This window comes from Calyptranema fuscum S582, assembly GCF_055793305.1.
The window spans coordinates 54,525-73,531 of the sequence record NZ_JBSLYH010000014.1; the positions used below are offsets into that span (position 1 = coordinate 54,525).

A 19,007-nucleotide genomic window follows, 5' to 3' on the forward strand; every position below is an offset into this window, starting at 1 on the left:
AATCTCTTCTGTACAATTTGACGGGTAGATTGGGTCTCAAATAAAGTCCATGGACTTTATTTCAGCCAGGCTTTAAATCCTTACCCCTGAGATAGGTCATTAAGCCGATGATCTTAAAAAGTTGCTGAGCGGAAAGCAGGCGATCGCTATTTTCTTAAGGATTTCGAACAGCCGAGAAAAATTGCTTCATCATTCCCCAGAACAAACCCAGCCTACATCTAACCTCAAGACGAAGATATAGCACTATCGGTCTGAGTTCCCATTGCTCCCGAATACACCAACCCCCGCTGCATATCTAACGTCAAGATCGCACCCTCTCGAATATTTTTTGTTGCATCCTTAACCCCCACAATCACCGGAACACCGAGTCGCAATCCAATCACTGCCGCATGACCCGTGAGGCTATCATCTTCTGTCACAATGCCAGAGGCTTTCCGAATCGCTTCAATAAAGTCGGCACCCGTACTTTGGGTCACCAGGATGTCACCCGGATTAAAGTTACCAACATCCATGCCATTCTGCGCCACTCTAGCCCGACCACTGACAGAGCCTTGACCAATGCCAATTCCTTTACCTAAAATCGCCGTCACCACCTCAACTTTGATTAGGTCAGTAGACCCCGACACCCCTTGCAGTGTTCCAGCCGTCATCACCACCAGATCCCCTTCCTGCAACAATTGCTTTTCTTGGGCAACGTTAAGCGCCGCCTGAAAGGTTTGCCCCGTAGACGGTAAATCCAGCACCAACAACGGTCTGACTCCCCACACCAGTTGCAATTGTCGAGCCACATCCACATGAGGCGTCACTGCCAAAATCGGGGTAGTCGGACGAAACTTAGACACGTTGCGAGCCGTGGCTCCTGTCTTCGTTAAGGTCATGATCGCTGCCGATCGCAGTTGTTCGGCAATACGCCCCACAGCCTGACTGATCGCGTTGGGAATCGATCGCCCTGAAGTTCCTTCTAAATCTCGCATCGACGGTTGATCTTGCTCAATCCGGTTGGCAATGCGTGCCATGGTTTCAACCGCCTGTACCGGATAGTTGCCCACCGCTGTTTCATTGGAAAGCATGACGGCATCTGTGCCATCTAAGATGGCATTGGCAACGTCAGAAATTTCTGCACGGGTCGGTCGGGCATTGTTCACCATGCTGTCTAGCATTTGGGTAGCCGTAATCACAGGAATTCCCAACCGATTGGCAGTTAGAATCAATCGTTTTTGCAACAGCGGCACTTCTTCCGCCGGTAGCTCAACCCCCAGATCGCCTCTGGCAACCATGACACCATCACAAATAGAGAGAATCGCTTCCATTTGTTCGATCGCTTCATGTTTTTCGATCTTGGCAATCACCGGCACATGTTTTCCGGCACTGGAAATCAGTTCTTTGATTTCCAGCACATCTTGAGGATTGCGGACAAAGCTAAGGGCAACCCAATCGACCCCCTGATCTAGCCCGAACATGAGGTCTGTGCGATCTTTATCCGTCAATGCTTTGATAGAAAGATAAACGCCCGGAAAATTGACGCCTTTATTGTTAGAAAGAGGACCCCCAACCACAACTGTGCAATGCAATTCTCGGTTGACCGGATCCACTTTCTCAACTCGCATTTCCACACGACCGTCATCCAGAAGAATCGTTGCGCCTTCCGGAACTTCGTCTGCCAGAGGTTCATAGGTCACGGAGCTGACTTCTTCAGTGCCCAATACTGGACGACTGGTCAAAATAAACGGATCGCCTTTTTTGAGCGTGATTGACCCTTTTTCAAATCGCCCCAGACGAATTTTGGGCCCCTGAAGATCTTGCAAGATACCAACAGGTTGATTTAACTCAAACGACACCTGACGAATCATGCGAATGTTGCGTTGATGATCTTCATGGGTACCGTGAGAAAAGTTAAGCCTTAATGTTGTTGCTCCGGCTTCAATTAGATCACGCAGAACTTCTGGGGTACTCGTGGCGGGCCCAATAGTGGCGACAATTTTTGTCCGGCGAAGAGAGTGTTGCAGTTGCATGAGTGTTCCAGAAGTAAGGAATTAAATAGTGAAGGGGTTAAAACCAAGGAGCACAAACTAATATAAAGCAGTTAGAGAGTTGCACAAAAAGTGAAAATTTCAGGACGCTTTTGATCAAAGTCTATATAGCATTCAGTAATCGGGTAGAACAGGGATTGGAGCAATATGCCTTAGTCAAGGAAACAAGCCTTGCATCCCGTCTATCACCTGCGTAGAACAGCTATACGATCCATCTGGACAGCCGTTTTTGTCTAGAGGGCTGAAGATGGTAACAGACCGCCCAAACGATAAAACTCCTACATCACCCCTGTGAGAGTGTAATGGATATCTATTTTTGAGAGAGCAAAAGGGATAGTACCATGTTTGGCGGATCTTCTCATACTAGCCAGAAAGTTTATAAACGCTGCACCCTTTCAGATACAACGTTCACAACGAACTGATACCGATTTAAACATAAAAGTGATGACAAGAATGGATGGGTCGTTCGGTTTGGATATGACCCATCCATTCTTTATCCAGCATGAGTTTGTTTTAAAGCAATGAGCAACGCACGGCGCTCATCCACCACCTCAGATTTATCTATAGCTTTACATATAGCGATCCTAAATCAGTTGTGAAAGCGCCCGCCCGAAGGGCGGGCGCTTTCACAACTGATCATTTTCACGAATCAAATAGGATTGCTATATTCACGTTGGCAGGTTGGGGTGTGCAGGAGTTTTACCCTGAACCCCGTCCCAGACTAAGTCTGTAGCACTATGAGGATCGGGGATTAGATAAGGAGATTTCTAGGAATAAATCTACCCTTTGATCTGGGCTTCGACTTCGCTCAGCCTGCAAACTTCGAGCGTTGAGCGAAGTCGAAACGCGGAAATTCAGGTATTTTCTTGAGCAGACATCTCCTAAGCCCTCCGTCTGTTTGAGGGAGCGATGGCTCTGCCATCGCTCCCTCAAACAGGATGCCAGGTTAATACATTTGTGATCCTTAACGGAAGGTATCGGGGTTGAGACGCAGACCGGGCTGCGTTGATTGTCCAGACTGCAAGCGGGTTCCTGTCCCACCATCTGCCCGATCTAAAAATGGACGTAAATTAATGCTATTGGAACGACTGCGGCGATCGCCCAGATCCGGTAGATCAATATTTAGCGCATCCCCAACTTGATCCAAAATATTGCCATCGTCACCCGTAAAGGTGGTTACAGCATCAGTTTGTTGACCACTATCTGCAACCGTTAGATTTTCAAAAACGCGGTCGCGCGTAGCAATGGGGTCTTGCCCAGGTGGCACCGTGAAGACCAGACGGCAATCTGAGTCGCGTTCCGTGGTCACACAAACAATGTCGTACCCGTTCAGCGTACCCGTTTGCATTTCCTGCAAACCATCGGGTCGATAGGATTCCAACCGACGGCTAATTTCATCGCACCGTCTTTCTGCGGTCCAACCTCCGCCCAGTTCTGTCGGAGTTGCCCAAGCATACACCTGATCTGGTTGACTCTCAGGATGGTACATCACCGTGTAGTCGCCATCGACATATTCGCATGTAAACCGGGTTGCCTCGGTGATGGATGGGGCATCCGTTTGCGTATCTTGAGGATCGGTTTGTTTTAAGCCAGATGTGGAGAGATTAGCCGTTGCCGCCAAGGCATGACCACTGGTGAGCAAGAGAGCCGTACTGATGGAAAGGCTGATCCCCCGCAGCCACCGAGTTTTTGTCGTGCGAGAGGGACGGGAAACAAACGGTCGGTCGGAGGTTGCAGTGTCGAATGCCATAGGTGTTATAGACATAGCTTTTGTGATGATCGTGATGAAGGAATGTACTATCAAAGCAGTAGACGAACAGAAATAATGACAACCCTAGTTTTTAGGCGATCGCGTTGAGGTGCGTCCTAAAAACTTAGCCATACTAACTCTGCAAAATCTGGTAGCCGTATTGAGGTAATGATGTGTGAGGACTACCCACTACAGATCTGAAACGATTTGCTGGAAGGACTCTGGCTCGCACCAGGAGGCTTTGCCCCTCTTAAAACCTATCTGGAAAGCGCCCGGAAGCGTTGGTTTTGCATGTCGGAAAATCACGAAAAATCCAATGTTCGCAATAGACGCTTAACTCGTTTATGTAGCCCAATTTTAAGGAATTAGTATCATTTATTTTGTCCAGGTGCGTAAAAAGCGTATATTCAATTAGACTCCACGGATTAAGTCACTCGTCCTCACACCCATAACCTTGTTGAGTGGTAATAACTCAATCCAGCCACTTGCCAAAATCCAAAGGGTGATAGCAAGCTTCCGCCTCTCTTTCCTCTCGTTTAAGCGTGATAAAACCGGCAAGACGTTAAGATGTTGCGGTATGAACCTATCCATTACTCAGGAATTAAAGACGCAGCGGCAGACAATAATGTGCCTGCTGCCGATCGCCGGAACTAGATATTTTAGATAAAGATTTCTTATAAGTGCGACAAAACTATCGGATTTGCCTCTTGTGAGAATTTCGGCTTTATTGAGTCAAATGGCTGAAGTGCTTACGGATGAGACTGTTCCAAGAAACAGTACAGGCTCACTCATTAGAAATGGTTATGTAGATTACCAAAACTTAGGGTAAAGTTTTATAACGAAAAGTCTGTACCTATTGTTACACTATCCTATGGAAAAGGGATTACTACTGTTGTAGACATCCTATATGAACCCCCCTGGCGGTTGGGAACGCACAGTAGGGTTTCTTCCAGTGAGAAAACAACGTAAATATTTACTCTGCTGGCTTGTGAGATATCAAGCCAGTTTTTTTATGTTTATCCCCCTCTTCAAATGAAATTTGGTGTGAGTGCCGCGCTCTGCGCGGCACTCACACCAAATTTCATAAGCTAAATCAGCAGCGTCAGATATCTTTTGAGAGCCGCGCTTTGCGCGGCTCTCAAAAGATATCTCTCCCGGTTAAGACTCAAATTGATACAAGACCATTTGCTACAACTGCGCCAAGACATCGGATAACAGATGACCCGGCACTTTAGCAAGGGCTAGATTTTGTCCGGCAAGACCACACTGGTTATATAACGCCCGAATTGTTTGCAGCAGGCAGCCAAATGCTGTTTTATACAAGTCTGGTTTACTCTGCCAGCCGTCCAGTGCTTGCAGATGATGATGCAATGCTACTTCTAAATGAGCACACTGCGAGTCAGGCTCCAGAAAAATGTGGGGGTCAGTTGCCATCTGACAACGTGCCAACCCCAGATTGTTATGAGTTGCAAAGACATCAAAGTTCAAAACGGGGGGTTGAGACCCACGAGATTGCTGCTCAACTGCCATCAAGGTCGCTTCATAGGCACTAATCGCCTGAAGCAGGTAATCCGATCGCAATGTCGGATCTTCTTTAGTATGGTTAGCCAAATGCCAGTAGGCAGTTCCCAGGTTATTTTGGGTGGCAGCAAACGCCAAAGGCAGTGCTTCTAAGGTGCGATATCTTAACGCAGTTTGATAAGCGCTCAGGGCAAGCCGCAACCAGTCTAACGGACGTTCGTGCTGGGCTAAATTCCAGTACGCCGTACCCAGGTTATTTTGGATCATAGCGTAGCTGAGGGGTTCTTCTTCGGGCTTGTAGTAATGGAGCGCTTCCGAATAAGCAGCGATCGCCTGTTTGAGATAGACCTCGGGTTGTTGGTGCTGCGCCAAGCTCCAATACGCGGTGCCCAAGTTATTTTGTGTCGAAGCATAGCGCAACGGTTCGCTGTCGGGTTTACGAAAGCGTAGAGTTTGTTGATACGCCTGGATGGCACGCTGAAGATTATCGACTGGATGTTGGTAACGCGCTAAGTCGGCATAGGCAGACCCTAAGTTGTTTTGCAACATTGGATAGGCTTGGCTCTGAGTCTGGACATTTACCTTGCTCAACGCCAACTGATAAGCTTGAATCGCTTGCTGCAAATGTCCTAATGCGTCTTCTGCCTGAGGAATAGAGCGAGACAACATCCAATACAAGTTGCCCAGATCATTTAACACATCCGTCCATAACGGCGATGTTTCATGCAGCCATACCAGGACTTGCTCGTAGGCATGGATGGCAACCCGTAAATTTTGGGCTGATGCATCCCCTTGCTCAATGCGATCGCGATAAAAATTACCCAATGCCCGGTAAGCATCTGCCAGCGTTGTGGGAGGTGCATTCTGTTGATGCAACGCTTCAATTTGCTGCAACAGAGAAAGAGGGTGCAAATCAATGTCACTCGCCCAGGTTGCCGCATTCGCGGGGATAGCGGTCGGGTGATCTGATTCAGCCGACTTTTGCCCCGGTGCCGGGGTTGCAGATCGGCTCAGGGGCAACGTTGCAGCCGCATGAGCAGATTTGCTAGCGGTTTGGGTGGAACGAGTGCCCTGATGCAGCTGACTTTCCTGATGGGCGGGTTTGACCGTGATCGGTGCTTTTGCCACAGGCACAAGCGTCGCCTGCTGAGCCGATGCCGTCTTCACTAAGACGGGAGCAGGGGAATGAACAAAATTTTCTGTTGCCTTAGCTGACACAGCGGCAGGAACTGCCACCATCTGGAGCCGTGCTTCTGACTCAGGAGGAGGTGTCGTGGCATCGTCTGCTGAATGGATGCCGTTGGACTCATCCAAGCGAGCTAAGTCCCGTGCCAGAATTGTCCACAGATCAGATGGCATCGGGTCAGGGTCGTCATCCAGATCCAAATCATCCGGATCAATCAGCAGCGGATTCGATCGCTCAAACCGATCGGTGGGCAACGGTTCATCATCTACCGCAACAGCAGGATCTGGCTCAGGATCTGGAGGAACTGGCTGAGCAATCGGGGGTTGAGTTGGAGTTGCGATCGCAGGTGTGGGGTCACCAATAAATTCAAACGTCCCCGTCCGACAGCGCCAAAAATCAGGAGCTGATTCTGGCAACGCGTGGAACCAGGGTTGCGGTAGCCACAACAACAATCCCGATTCAAATGCCGACAGATGCCGCTCCAGACCTTGCAAATGGGCAAAGAACAGGCGTTGAACAGCCGCCGGTTGACGAGTTAAATGCTCGATCCCAAGAATCTGAAATGTGGGCAAGCTGAGCCGCCGATTGCCGCTCTTGGGCGGTGGCGATTGGGCAATCCACTGAGCAATCTGAGCCACAGGATTGGGATCATTCAGATTGAGTTGTAGACTGACCAGTCGAGGATACCGTCTGAGTCGCTGAGTCTCGTCTGATTGCTCGGGTGTCGAAGCAGACAGATGATTTAATTCGTTGGCAAGTTGGCTCGCCATACGGGCGCGGAGGGTCAAGTCGTCACAAACCGCCACAAAGACCTGGCGACGAAGATGTAGGCTCAAAGACACCCTCAGACGTTGATAGGTCTGCTGGTTTAGCCCCAAAATTTTGCGAAAAGGTGTATCAGTCACGTTAGGAGCACGCGAGAAACAAGCCCGGATAAGTTAATAAAAAACTGCTATATGCCGCAGACTGACTTCTGTCCATACTGACAGACGAAGCCTTGCTCTTATAGTTCTACGCAATCTAGTTAGGACATCGGGGGGGTGGGGGCGGTGCCCCCACGCAGGGGTTTCACCCCTGCACCCCGTCCTAAAGCTAATGCGTACCGCTATACAACACAATTTGGAATGAAACCGCTTGCAGAGCATTGTCTGGAGTTATAGCCCTCTTCATAATCTTTTGAGCTTTGTCAGGATAAAGATCGAGTTGAATCGAGGTAATCAAGTCACTCTAAAGGCTGATCTTTCATTGTCTGAAGGGCTACAGCCCCACAAAAACTGGGCTGCCTGGAAACCCAGACAGCCCGATGAATAACTATAAAAACTTTAGGAAGAAGTTTTATGTGTTGCAGTTCTTATCTTGTGAACAAATTATTTACGACACGGAAACGGCAATAAAAATCAATCCACCAATTAGCGCGATCGCACCCGCACCCAAAACGAGGTAGGTCATTTGTTGACCTTTGCTAGGTGGCTGGGCGGTGTACATCTTTGGCTCTCTGGCAAAGTTGTTCAAGCGACCGCCATCTTCTGTTGTGTAAGGCATGAGTTTTTTAACCTCATCTTTAAGTATTCTCAAAATTGTAACAAAAAATTAAAAGATAAGCGTTTTTTGTAACGAACTCTCTCATATAGTGGTGTGCCAGCTCGTTAAGGATCGTGGATTTAATAAAACCGACGTTTATTTTTGTCAGCGCGGCTCCGCTGCGCTGACAAAAATAAACGTCGGTTTTTAATTAATTTGTGATCCTAAGTACAAAAACGGTATTGCGGGACACTCCGCACGGCTCTCTCACAACACCCGCAATTTATTCAGACACCAAGCGCTATAGAAGGCTTACATTCCCTCTAAACGCTAAGCATCCTTACAAAATTAAAACCCATAACTTTTTGGGGGGAGTGCGGCTCTGCCGCACTCCCCCCAAAAAGTTATTCAAGTTATTTTATGAGGATGCTAACGGCGATCGCTACCCTGCTTATATTTCAAGGATGGCGATCGCCGTTTTATCAGTTAGAACAAAGGTTGTGTGAGAACCTGCGCTCCGTACGGGTTCTCACACAACCTCTTGATTTAACCGTCTCGACGGGTGCTATAGCGCTGTGCAGGTTGATTCAGTACGGTGTTGTGGGGCGCTCCGCGCCCCACAACACCGTTTCTGTACTTAACGAACTTGCATACTGCTATATATCCAAAAAATGATAAGAAATAGGGATGGGTCGCGCCCTGCGGGCGCGACCCATTCGCAAGGCTGATGGGCATTTAAGCCATGCTATTTTCAATTGCCCAACGAGCTAGCTCAGTGCGGTTATGCAAGCCAGTCTTACCCAGCATGTTGCTCACATGGCTCTCAATCGTCCGTTGGCTGACATTCAGTTCTTCAGCAATTTCGCGATTTGCCATTCCCCGTGCCACATATTGCACAACCCGCAACTCAGTCGGCGTTAGCTCAACATCAAAGGGAACCTGAATTTTAGGAGCATTGTCTGTCCCTTTGTTCTGATGTTGAAGAATCCGCGACGCTTGCTTGAGTGAAGACTCAACCTGAGCCACCAACTCTTCTGGCTCAAACGGCTTCACCATATACACATCTGCGCCCGTATTCAACCCTTTGACGCGATCCTGGCTTTGACCTTTGGCAGACAAAAATAAGACAGGAATCCAACTTGTTCGGGCGTCTTTTCTGACGTGTTCTACAAACGTATAACCATCCATCTGCGGCATCATCACATCGCAGATGATCATGTCCGGTGTTTCCCGTTGTAAGACTTCTAAAGCCTCCTGACCATTTTCAGCCGTAATCACCTTGTACCCCCGAAATTCAAGGTAATCCTTCACTAGAAGGATCAGATTCGGGTCATCATCAATCAGGAGAAGGCGTTTAAGGTCTCCTCCACTGTTTTCTTTACTCATGCTCTATCACTCGCCACGCTGAAATCAGGAGTAAAACTTGTCATCATGATATCCAGTATTTTCACATACCCAACTGGGTTAGCCTGGGACACTACGTAACTATTTCAAACTAGGATGACCAGGTCAGGAAGAAGGTAAATCGTGCCATCCTTAAAGAACTAAATATTAAGTACCCAATACGTTGCCTTAATCGATAGTACTAAAACAACCTAAGCAGCCTGCTGAAATCGCAAATTGAGATTGTCCCTATCGGCATATTATAGTTTGCTATCAAAAGTGCGGGTAGTATTTGCAAAGTCTTAAAGGAATAAATTTTAAATTTCTGTGATTAAGCCTACTATCCGTTTCTCAAGCAATATTTCTCAACAATAAGACGAATTCGTTTATTGACCCTTAGTTACCTTGCTGAATATCGCGATCGCCCGGTTGTTCAGGGTTGCTTAGAGCAGATTTGAACCACGGCTTATCGTTAAATTCCGCTAGTGTTCAACCTGAGTTTTCCCATAAAAACTTAGCGTCTCTACACAAAAATATCCTGTCCTCAAACTCTGTCTTTTTTAAGCACCTGCTGTAGCATTGCTGTTTAATTTTTAAAGGGATTTGTATTACGCGAAGTAAGCTTCATCCGTTTTCCACACTACAAACCGCCAAGGCTTGCGATGGGATGAAATTCTCCTTAAAAATTTAGCTGGATACTCATTTTCGCTAACACGGTGTTTTATGTAAGCCTGGGAACTTTATCTTTACAATTAGCAATATTGAGCGATCGCCCGTAGTTTATCCCCTTTAGATCCCGGACTGTCATTCCAATCTGTGGGAAAAGGGGTAGCCCTAACAAAGTAATGATGTTTTGTGGCGCGGGCGTCGCCCGCGCCACAAAACATCATTACATAGGCACTACTACCGGAAAAGGTTGTGAACCAAGGTTGTGAACCACTGACGGTATCCACTGGTCGTACTGCTTTGAAACCCCAATCATTACCTACTGTTGCAAACACGAAATTTTGCACCATGGGGGTTTGGGGGCTGCGCCCCCAAGAGGGGGTTTTACCCCCTCCACCCCCTCTAAAACTTTTAAGTTGGTGGACTACTGCTCCAAGTCATCACGGTTGGGGCAACGGGTGAACAACAAACGCATACTCCTGCACGATTTGATTGCCCAGCAAATGGTCTTGAATAATCCGCTCGATGACGTCGGGAGTTGCGCTGTGATACCAGACCCCATCCGGATAGACCACTAGAATGGGACCCTTTTGGCAAACCCGCAAACAATTGGCTTTGGTGCGAAAAATACAACTGGGGCGATCGGGCACTGGCGCATCTAATTTCAGTTCTTTTAAACGCTGTTTTAGATAATTCCAGGACTGGATACTGGCTGCTTTATCACAGCACTTGGGCACCGTCTGATCGGCACAGATAAACAGATGCCGCTGGATCTGAGCAATCCCTAATGCAGTCACACAGGCAGTCAAAGCATCGGCGGCAAGCGTATCGCAGTCAGAGGTCATGGATATCTCGGAGGGTACGGGTGATTAAAGATAGATCTCGTTGCGCCCTCATAATAGCAAGCCTCCGTCAGGATCGTAGATTTAGGATGTTTACAAAATTAAAACCTATGACTCTTTGGGAGAGTGCAGCTCCGCCGCACTCTCCCAAAAAGCAAAAATTTATTGTCAGAAGCGCGGCGACGCCGCGCTTCTGACAAGATAGCGCGGCGGGTCTGGGCAGATGATGCACAATCCTAAAAATCCTTAAGACAGCGAACCATTTCTGACGGAATCGACTGCAATAGAGGTATTTGAAACGCCACACACAGAACTTGGGGGACATTGACCATGGCAACTCCACTCACCCAACTGGATCTCACCTTTACCCCAATCCTCAGTGGCTTAAGTAGCCCCGTTCACATAACCCACGCTGGCGATGGTAGCGATCGCTTATTTATTGTCGAAAAAGACGGCATTATTCGCATTGCCCAAAATGGCACGCTGCGGGCGACTGCCTTCCTCGACATTACCAATCTGACGAGCAAAGGGGGCGAGCAAGGGTTACTCAGCGTCGCCTTTCCGCCGGACTATAGCAGCAAAGGCTACTTTTACGTCAACTACACCAATGTAGATGGCGATACGGTAATTGCCCGGTATTCCATTGGCAGCAATCCCAATCAAGCAGACCCCAATAGTGCAGAGATTTTACTCACCATTGACCAACCGTTTGAAAACCATAATGGCGGACAACTCGCCTTCGGGCCTGATGGCTATCTTTACATCGGCATGGGCGATGGTGGATCGGGCGGCGACCCGCAGAACAATGCCCAAAATCCCGATTCTCTCTTAGGCAAAATTCTCCGGATTGATGTGGAATCGGGTGGATCAACCTACCAAATTCCTGCCAGCAATCCATATCTAACTGCCAATGATCCTACGGATGTCTATCAAGATGAAATCTGGGCATTGGGGGTACGTAACCCCTGGCGCTTTTCATTCGATCGCCAAACCGGAGATCTATACATTGCCGATGTGGGACAGGGCGATGTCGAAGAGATCGACGTTCAGCCAGCCAGCAGTGACGGAGGCGAAAACTATGGCTGGAACATCATGGAAGGCAGTACCTTTTATGGCAGCAACACTAATGGTGCCGGGTTAGTCCTTCCGGTTGCCGAATATGACCATTCTCAGGGCAACTCTGTTACCGGCGGATTTGTCTATCGCGGTTCCCCGCAATCAAGCTTGTATGGTACCTATCTCTATGGCGACTTTGGTAACGGGCGCATTTGGGGACTGCGGCAGTCTGGCAACACCTGGGAAAATGCTCTGTTAAAGGATACAGAGTACGGCATCTCTAGCTTTGGTGAAGATGAAGCAGGAAACCTCTATGTTGCCGACTTTTTCACGGGAAAGATTTACCAAATTACGGCTCCTTTATCACCCGCACCGACTCATCAACAAACCGGCACGGCAGGAGCCGATCGCCTGGTCGGGACTGGCGTTGGCGATCGCCTGAGTGGCCTGGGTGGCAACGATGTGCTATTGGGGTTGGGCGGAGCCGATGTTTTGCTGGGGGGAAATGGGGCAGACAAGGGGTGGGGTGGCAACGGAGCCGATCGCCTGGTAGGTGGTAAAGGTAGCGATCGCTTAGTGGGTGGCAATGGCGATGATCGGCTCATTGGTAATGCCGGACGTGATGTATTGATCGGTGGCAATGGCAGTGATGAACTTAGCGGAGGCAGCGATCGCGACATTTTTGCCGTACAAACCGGAGCAGGGCGGGACGTGATTACAGATTTCCGCAACGGTATCGATCGGCTGGGTCTTGCCAATGGTCTTCAGTTTGGTGATTTAACGATGGTGCAACGCGGCAACAATACCTTAATCAAAGCGGGGACTGATTTATTAGCCTTGCTGAATGGGGTTGATGTGGGGCAAATTCAAGCCAACGATTTCGTCAAAATTGCGATCGCGGCTTAGGTCATCAAGCATCTCATCAGACCAGAAGGGTGATTGAGCAAAAGCGGCGCTCCGCGCCGCTTTTGCTCAATTCCATGTCTTCATCAATTACGTGACATATCACCCAAATATTTTATTTGCAACAATTGTTGCAAATTCGTAACATTATGTTATATTTATTTACATAAGCAAACAGAGCCATCTTCCAGGGTGATAAACCTTCCGCCCAAACTGCCGTACAGCTAACAGCTAACAGCTAACAGCTAACAGCCAACAGCTAAGGATCGTGGATTAAATAAGATCGAATATTGGATCGTTTGGAGGGGCGAACGGCCGTTCGCCCGTACAGCAAGTCATCGGCGTTATTTAATTCCCATTCCTAACAGCTAAAAACTAGACGGCATGAAATCACCCTGAGCCATTTATTAACAGCCTGAGGAGTTTAGATGTTCGCACCTATTGTAGTTTTGGTTCGTAAAGTCATGGGAGACCCAGAGTTCGTCCGCCTACGGGGAAAGGCGATCGCACTTCATTCCCAAGCCATTACCAACGTCTGCAATCGTTTCGGCGTCGATCGTACCAAGCGCCAAAATATGATTCGCCTCGCTCGCGATAACGGCAAGAAGTTGGGATTGTTGACTTAAATATCACTGACAAAAATCACCCGCAAAAATTACTTACTAAAGCCATCCTATTCATCGGCTTTAACCCCCTACTTTCAAATCCATAGCAGTTGAATGGTTCATTAGAACGGGCTACAGGGGTAGAACTCCTGTCCAGGGGCACAGCCCTCACGCCCCCGTCCTGACCAGCCCTCCAGCTGCCGTATCTAACACCCTATTCGTCACAGAGGAATTCCGATCATGTTGACTATTTTGATTGCTGTCGTTGTTGTGGGTTGGGTTGCTGCTGCGGTCATTGGTACCCAGGCTTATTTCCGGGGCGAGCAGTCCAAGCCCATCCATGCTCGCAATTGGCGCTCTGCATCCTTCGAAAAGTTGGCTCAGTCGGTAACAGGCACTGCCACCGATTACAGCGATCGCACACCTGCATTTGATGTCGTAGATGCTTATACTAGCCGCGAACTACCTACTGCTTAGATCAAGCCGGGTCATATAAACACTAAAGTCTGAATGTGGGGGATTGGGAGTGTAGCTCTCAATCCCCCACAAACGTTTAATGTACTGTTAATCTGCTGTGCCCGATCAATGAGAGCGATCGCCCTAAACAGTTAACTTTTTGTGTCGATAAAACGGATCTCAGCTTTCTGGGGTTAAACCATCAAGCGCGAATTAATAGTAAAACTCGTCTCTTATTCACAATCCATCAGCCGCTTGTTTGTTCATTTAATACCAATTTAAACAGACTGCACGGCACATAAATCTTCTGTAATAGCGCATGGCGATGCGCCCCTACGGGATCTGGTGCAATCGCTAATTAAATTGGTATAAGAACCAATGAGCGGCGGATAGACGTTATGGGGATGAGAGATGCAGGACTGGCGATCGCCTATTGAATGAAGCGTTTGCTCCCCTTTTGGAACGGATATTCCGGAGAAAACTTAACAAAAAAACGGGTGAACAAAAAAGGGGTGAACTGATGATTTAATGCCGCTGCCGGTAGACGTGATATCCCAAACAATGACTTGAATTGTTTTATATCTCTTCTGAATCTTCAGGTAACTTAACAAAACATTTAGGATTTTAAAGATAGGCTAAAGCTAACAAAGAAATTCGATCGATAAATTGATTTTATTTGACTCCGTTGAGTCTGCCAATTCATGCTTTCGCAGGGAAAAAACAATGATTACAACTAATATTTACAACATGAAAGTTGAGCCTGACACACGGAATCATAAAGGCTGTTTTGTTCGAGATACCGATTACAAATTGGTCGGCATTGATCAGGCTGGGTGGGCTTTAATTTGTCAAGACAATACTACGTGTCATTATGTGGATCCAGCGTACTTGATAGAGGTTTCAGCTCAAGAGTTGGATGACTAATTGTTAGATAACTGTAGCGATCCTAAATCAGTTGTGAAAGCGCCCGCCCGAAGGGCGGGCGCTTTCACAACTGATCATTTTCACGAATTACCTAGGATCGCTATGTCAGATAACTAATTGTTGGATGACTAAAGAGCGATCGCCGTTCTGTATGTGTGCCGACACGGAGTGAGCTTATCCATAGATGTTGTGGGGGAGTAGCTTTAACACGTTACTGCCTTTTTTTTGCCTGAATATCCTGATTCTCGGTAGGGGATGTTTAAAAAGTAGCCGGGGCTGAATTTGGATGGGAACCCAAAGGGTTTCCATCCAAATTCAGCCCAAAGCGGACAAAGCCTCTCGACCTACTTGATGGATGGTATTGGCTTGCGAACCCCTGATGGCGTCAGATTTATCGCGTAACTTGTAACCCCGATTGAATTTGCTGGGGTTCTCCACCCCCACTGGAGGTCAAAGTAATCGATGCGATCGTCAGGCTGGTAACGTCTGCCGGAATTGTCCCCACACTTCTAAACGGAACAGTTCGACCGGGTTGCAAGTTATCAAAACTAAGTTCAGTTGTCACTGCGGCGGGAGCCGGAGCCGGAGATGCACTGGGATCTTGGGGCGATGCGTTAGCATCCTGGGGCGACGGGGTGGCAGCTGGAGTAGCAGCCACTTGATAGGTGATGGAGATGGACGCGATCGCCTGACTACTATGGTTGGTAACACATCCGACTAATACATCTGCTCCAGTAGCATCGGGTGCCTCCAGGCGCACACTGGTCAACTCGACAGCGGGTGCAGCTTCCGTGGGCGCGACTTCCGGGCAAACAATGCCACCGGCAATGACAGTGGTTGAAGTGGGTGCAATTTGGCTGCCAACGGGCTGATCAGATTTTTGTTGCGCGATCGCCAGATTATTTTGATACTCGGGTAGCCGTGCTTGGGCATTGGCATAGTCGGGGCTATCAGCAGGAACCGATTGCAGCAAGGCGATCGCTTGTTGCCACTGAGCCGTGACCAACCGCCAATCATCAATCGATTGGGCAGACTGCGACAAAGCCGCTGCCCCGGTGCCAATATCAATGGCATCAGCATACGCATTCACATCCACTGACGGTGATATCACCGGAGTCGGTGAACTGGGGGCAGGCTGATTCGCACTGGGCGATAAAACAGGCGACTCGATCGGCTGCGGATCTGCGCCCGATAGCATTCTATATAAGGAATAGGCAATAATACCGAACGATAACCCCAAAGTTAATATAACTGCAACAATACCGCCCATGGGTAAGCGCGTGGGTTCCTTGGCGGGTAAGGCTTCCAGGTCAGACATTAAATTAGGGCTGGGCGTGGGCACGGGCGTTACCGACATAATCGGCTTCACAGGTCCCAACTCTTGATCTGCTAACGCTTCTAGCTCCTCAACTTCGGGCATTCCGGTTAAGCCTATGCCGGAACCAAACACCTCATCGTCTACCAGATCACCTTGCCAATCGGAGGGTTCTACATCGGCACTAATGTCTTGATCAACCGTAGACTCCCGATCACTATCTCTGTCCCCATCCCGCCCGGACAGATCAGATTCATCGTAGATATCATCTGACGCTTCGTAGGTATCAGATTCCTCCGGAAAATCCACAATGTCTGCACTATTGTCGAAATAAAAGTCTGGAGGTGCTGTAATCAGATTGTCTGATAGGTCAGGCGGCAACTCTGTACTCGGCAGGGGTGGACTCGTTACTCCATCATCGATCGGGGAAGACATATCATCTGCATTCTCCGTCGTCTGGGGTGGAAGAGGAGATTGGGGTTGCAGCGGAGGAATCGGGAGCGAGGTTCGGTGGGGTGTCAGGGGCATCGGCATGGGTAAATCGTCAGCCGAGGGGGGTGGCAACGGAGGCGCAGCAACTGGTCGAGGCGGCGGTGGCGGCGGCGGTGCTACCGGGGCGGCGGGTGCAGGGGCTGGGTTAGACATTAATGGAATCTCTTGCTCCCAGGCAGGACTGTCGGCATGGGTTTGTTTACCCACCACTTTGACCGAACGAATCGTCCGCAAACCCAGAGTATTCAGCCCATTTTGCACAAAGTTGGCTAAAACTTGCTGATTGGGAACCTGGTCAGATTCTAGGACGACTTCCATGCGATCGCCCTCTACTGATGCTGTCGCATTCATACCTTTGGGCTGTAAAGTGCGATTCATGAGGGCAGCGATCGCTTGGGGATCACCTTGCTTTGCCAGTTCCAGAGGGTTTGACTGTGTCATAACTCAACTTTATTAAATGTGGGGTAGATCAAAATGTAGGGTCAACCGACTGAGATGAGTAGGTTTCAATACCAAGCCGCCAGGAGCCAGCATCCTGCCCTAATCAGACGCAACACCTATCCTTTTAGGGTTTTGATTTTATTCAGCGATTAATGGGGATCAGATCATTAAGTTCACCAGTCTATATGCTTAACTTTTGCTTTACAATCTTGGCAACGGCTGATAAAAGTTTCCCTGGCGTCTACCGTTCCATTATGTAATCTTGTCTCTTCATGACCTATGAGTATCGGATATCTTGCCCTTGTTTTGCACGCCCATTTGCCATTCGTTAGACACCCTGAAAGTGATTATGTATTAGAAGAAGAATGGCTATTTGAGGCTATTACAGAAACCTATATTCCCTTACTCCAAGTCTTTGAAGGACTCAAGCGAGACGGTATAGATTTCAAAATCACCATGAGCATGACGCCTCCCCTGGTGTCGATGTTGCGAGATCCGCTCTTGCAAGATCGCTATGATGCCCACCTGTCAATGCTCGAAGAATTAGCAGAGCTAGAAATTGAGCACAATGCCCAAAATGGTCACCTGCGGTACCTAGCAGAATACTACGCCAATGAGTTTAACAAGGTACGGGAAGTATGGGAGCGTCATGATCGAGATTTAGTTGCCGCTTTTAAACAATTTCTCGATAGCAATAACCTGGAGATCATCACCTGCGGCGCGACACATGGCTATTTGCCGTTGATGAAGATGTATCCTCAGGCAGTGTGGGCACAAATCAAAGTTGCCTGCGAACACTATGAAGAAAATTTTGGTCGCCCTGCTAAAGGCATCTGGTTGCCAGAATGTGCGTACTACGAAGGCTTAGAGCGGATGCTGGCAGATGCCGGGTTGCGCTATTTCTTAACGGATGGACATGGCATTCTCTACGCCCGTCCCCGTCCCCGGTTTGGCAGTTATGCCCCGATCTTTACAGAAACTGGGGTAGCAGCATTTGGTAGAGACCATGAATCGTCGCAGCAGGTGTGGTCTTCAGAGGTCGGTTATCCGGGCGCACCCGAATATCGTGAGTTTTACCGTGACCTGGGCTGGGATGCAGAGTATGAGTACATCAAGCCTTATATTATGCCCAACGGTCAGCGGAAAAATACCGGGATTAAGTACCACAAAATTACAGGGAAAGGGTTGGGCTTAAGCGAAAAGACCTGGTATGACCCATACTGGGCACGGGAAAAGTCCGCAGAGCACGCAGAAAATTTCTCATTTAACCGCGAGCGCCAGGTTGAGCATTTGCATGGCATTATGCAGCGCAAGCCAATTATTGTCTCGCCCTATGATGCGGAGCTGTTCGGTCATTGGTGGTATGAGGGGCCCTGGTTTATCGACTACTTGTTCCGCAAAGCCTGGTACGACCAAAATACCTATGAAATGACGCATCTGGCAGATTATTTGCGCGGCAATCCAACCCAGCAAGTCTGTCGGCCGTCACAATCGAGCTGGGGGTTCCGGGGGTTCCATGAATATTGGCTGAACGAAACCAACTCCTGGATTTATCCTCACTTGCACAAAGCCGCCGAGCGAATGATTGCGCTGGCCGGTCAAGAACCCGAAGATGAATTGCAATGGCGTGCCCTCAATCAGGCAGCCCGCGAGTTGCTGTTGGCACAGTCGTCTGACTGGGCATTTATTATGCGTACCGGAACCATGGTGCCCTATGCAGTGCGGCGGACGCGATCGCACTTGATGCGATTTAACAAATTGCGGGAAGACATTATGGCAGGCAAGATCGACTCCGGTTGGCTGGAAAAGGTGGAAGCGATCGATAACATTTTCCCCAACGTTAATTACCGGGTCTATCGCCCCATGTAAAATATCCCAATTTAAAACTTAAATGTGAGAGCCGTGCAACGCACGGC

The 19,007-nt window shown here is 48.6% G+C and carries 12 protein-coding genes; 5 read left to right on the top strand and 7 right to left on the bottom strand.

Features of this window, described 5'->3' with window-relative positions; all coding sequences use genetic code 11:
* Positions 1-224: 224 nt before the first annotated feature.
* From pyk to ACR6Z4_RS11700, 6 genes are all read right to left on the bottom strand, one after another.
* Positions 225-2,012, bottom strand: a complete 1,788-nt coding sequence (pyk, locus tag ACR6Z4_RS11675) for a pyruvate kinase (RefSeq protein ID WP_479717443.1) — start codon at positions 2,010-2,012, stop codon at positions 225-227.
* Positions 2,013-2,994: 982 nt separating this feature from the next.
* A complete protein-coding gene (locus tag ACR6Z4_RS11680) occupies positions 2,995-3,780 on the bottom strand; it encodes a COP23 domain-containing protein (RefSeq protein ID WP_479717444.1) in 786 nt (261 codons plus the stop codon).
* Between the two features lie 1,188 nt (positions 3,781-4,968).
* Positions 4,969-7,392, bottom strand: coding sequence for a tetratricopeptide repeat protein (locus ACR6Z4_RS11685; protein WP_479717445.1), 2,424 nt, complete (start codon positions 7,390-7,392; stop codon positions 4,969-4,971).
* Between the two features lie 466 nt (positions 7,393-7,858).
* Positions 7,859-8,029, bottom strand: coding sequence for a photosystem II assembly protein Psb34 (gene psb34 / locus ACR6Z4_RS11690; protein WP_479717446.1), 171 nt, complete (start codon positions 8,027-8,029; stop codon positions 7,859-7,861).
* A 714-nt stretch (positions 8,030-8,743) separates the two neighbouring features.
* Positions 8,744-9,394, bottom strand: coding sequence for a response regulator transcription factor (locus ACR6Z4_RS11695; protein ID WP_479717447.1), 651 nt, complete (start codon positions 9,392-9,394; stop codon positions 8,744-8,746).
* Between the two features lie 1,103 nt (positions 9,395-10,497).
* A complete protein-coding gene (locus ACR6Z4_RS11700) occupies positions 10,498-10,902 on the bottom strand; it encodes a (2Fe-2S) ferredoxin domain-containing protein (RefSeq protein WP_479717448.1) in 405 nt (134 codons plus the stop codon).
* 327 nt (positions 10,903-11,229) lie between these two features.
* Here ACR6Z4_RS11700 and ACR6Z4_RS11705 point away from each other — a divergent pair, with 327 nt between their 5' ends.
* The 4 genes from ACR6Z4_RS11705 to ACR6Z4_RS11720 all read left to right on the top strand — a co-directional run bounded on the left by ACR6Z4_RS11705 (position 11,230) and on the right by ACR6Z4_RS11720 (position 14,843).
* Entirely contained in the window at positions 11,230-12,861 is a 1,632-nt protein-coding gene (locus ACR6Z4_RS11705) for a PQQ-dependent sugar dehydrogenase (RefSeq protein ID WP_479717449.1), read from the top strand.
* 425 nt (positions 12,862-13,286) lie between these two features.
* Positions 13,287-13,484 (top strand): cyclic electron transport protein PGR5, encoded by a 198-nt coding sequence (gene pgr5 / locus ACR6Z4_RS11710; RefSeq protein WP_479717450.1) that lies wholly within the window; start codon positions 13,287-13,289, stop codon positions 13,482-13,484.
* 222 nt (positions 13,485-13,706) lie between these two features.
* Positions 13,707-13,940: a photosystem II protein, Psb35-related gene (locus ACR6Z4_RS11715; RefSeq protein ID WP_479717520.1), complete on the top strand. Its 234-nt coding sequence runs from the start codon at positions 13,707-13,709 to the stop codon at positions 13,938-13,940.
* 702 nt (positions 13,941-14,642) lie between these two features.
* Positions 14,643-14,843 (top strand): hypothetical protein, encoded by a 201-nt coding sequence (locus ACR6Z4_RS11720; protein WP_479717451.1) that lies wholly within the window; start codon positions 14,643-14,645, stop codon positions 14,841-14,843.
* A gap of 391 nt (positions 14,844-15,234) precedes the next feature.
* On the opposite strand, the gene ACR6Z4_RS11725 is transcribed toward ACR6Z4_RS11720, so the two are convergent.
* Entirely contained in the window at positions 15,235-17,091 is a 1,857-nt protein-coding gene (locus ACR6Z4_RS11725) for a hypothetical protein (protein WP_479717452.1), read from the bottom strand.
* A gap of 279 nt (positions 17,092-17,370) precedes the next feature.
* Between ACR6Z4_RS11725 and ACR6Z4_RS11730 the strand changes: the two genes are divergently transcribed.
* Positions 17,371-18,960 carry a glycoside hydrolase family 57 protein gene (locus tag ACR6Z4_RS11730; protein WP_479717453.1) on the top strand — a complete coding sequence of 530 codons (1,590 nt, stop codon included), beginning with the start codon at positions 17,371-17,373 and terminating at the stop codon, positions 18,958-18,960.
* Positions 18,961-19,007: the final 47 nt, after the last annotated feature.

Coding starts and splice junctions, on each gene's coding strand:
- pyk (WP_479717443.1), bottom strand. CDS start 2,012: ATGCAACTGCAACACTCTCTTCGCCGGACAAAAATTGTCGCCACTATT.
- ACR6Z4_RS11680 (WP_479717444.1), bottom strand. CDS start 3,780: ATGGCATTCGACACTGCAACCTCCGACCGACCGTTTGTTTCCCGTCCC.
- psb34 (WP_479717446.1), bottom strand. CDS start 8,029: ATGCCTTACACAACAGAAGATGGCGGTCGCTTGAACAACTTTGCCAGA.
- ACR6Z4_RS11695 (WP_479717447.1), bottom strand. CDS start 9,394: ATGAGTAAAGAAAACAGTGGAGGAGACCTTAAACGCCTTCTCCTGATT.
- ACR6Z4_RS11700 (WP_479717448.1), bottom strand. CDS start 10,902: ATGACCTCTGACTGCGATACGCTTGCCGCCGATGCTTTGACTGCCTGT.
- ACR6Z4_RS11705 (WP_479717449.1), top strand. CDS start 11,230: ATGGCAACTCCACTCACCCAACTGGATCTCACCTTTACCCCAATCCTC.
- pgr5 (WP_479717450.1), top strand. CDS start 13,287: ATGTTCGCACCTATTGTAGTTTTGGTTCGTAAAGTCATGGGAGACCCA.
- ACR6Z4_RS11720 (WP_479717451.1), top strand. CDS start 14,643: ATGATTACAACTAATATTTACAACATGAAAGTTGAGCCTGACACACGG.
- ACR6Z4_RS11725 (WP_479717452.1), bottom strand. CDS start 17,091: ATGACACAGTCAAACCCTCTGGAACTGGCAAAGCAAGGTGATCCCCAA.
- ACR6Z4_RS11730 (WP_479717453.1), top strand. CDS start 17,371: ATGAGTATCGGATATCTTGCCCTTGTTTTGCACGCCCATTTGCCATTC.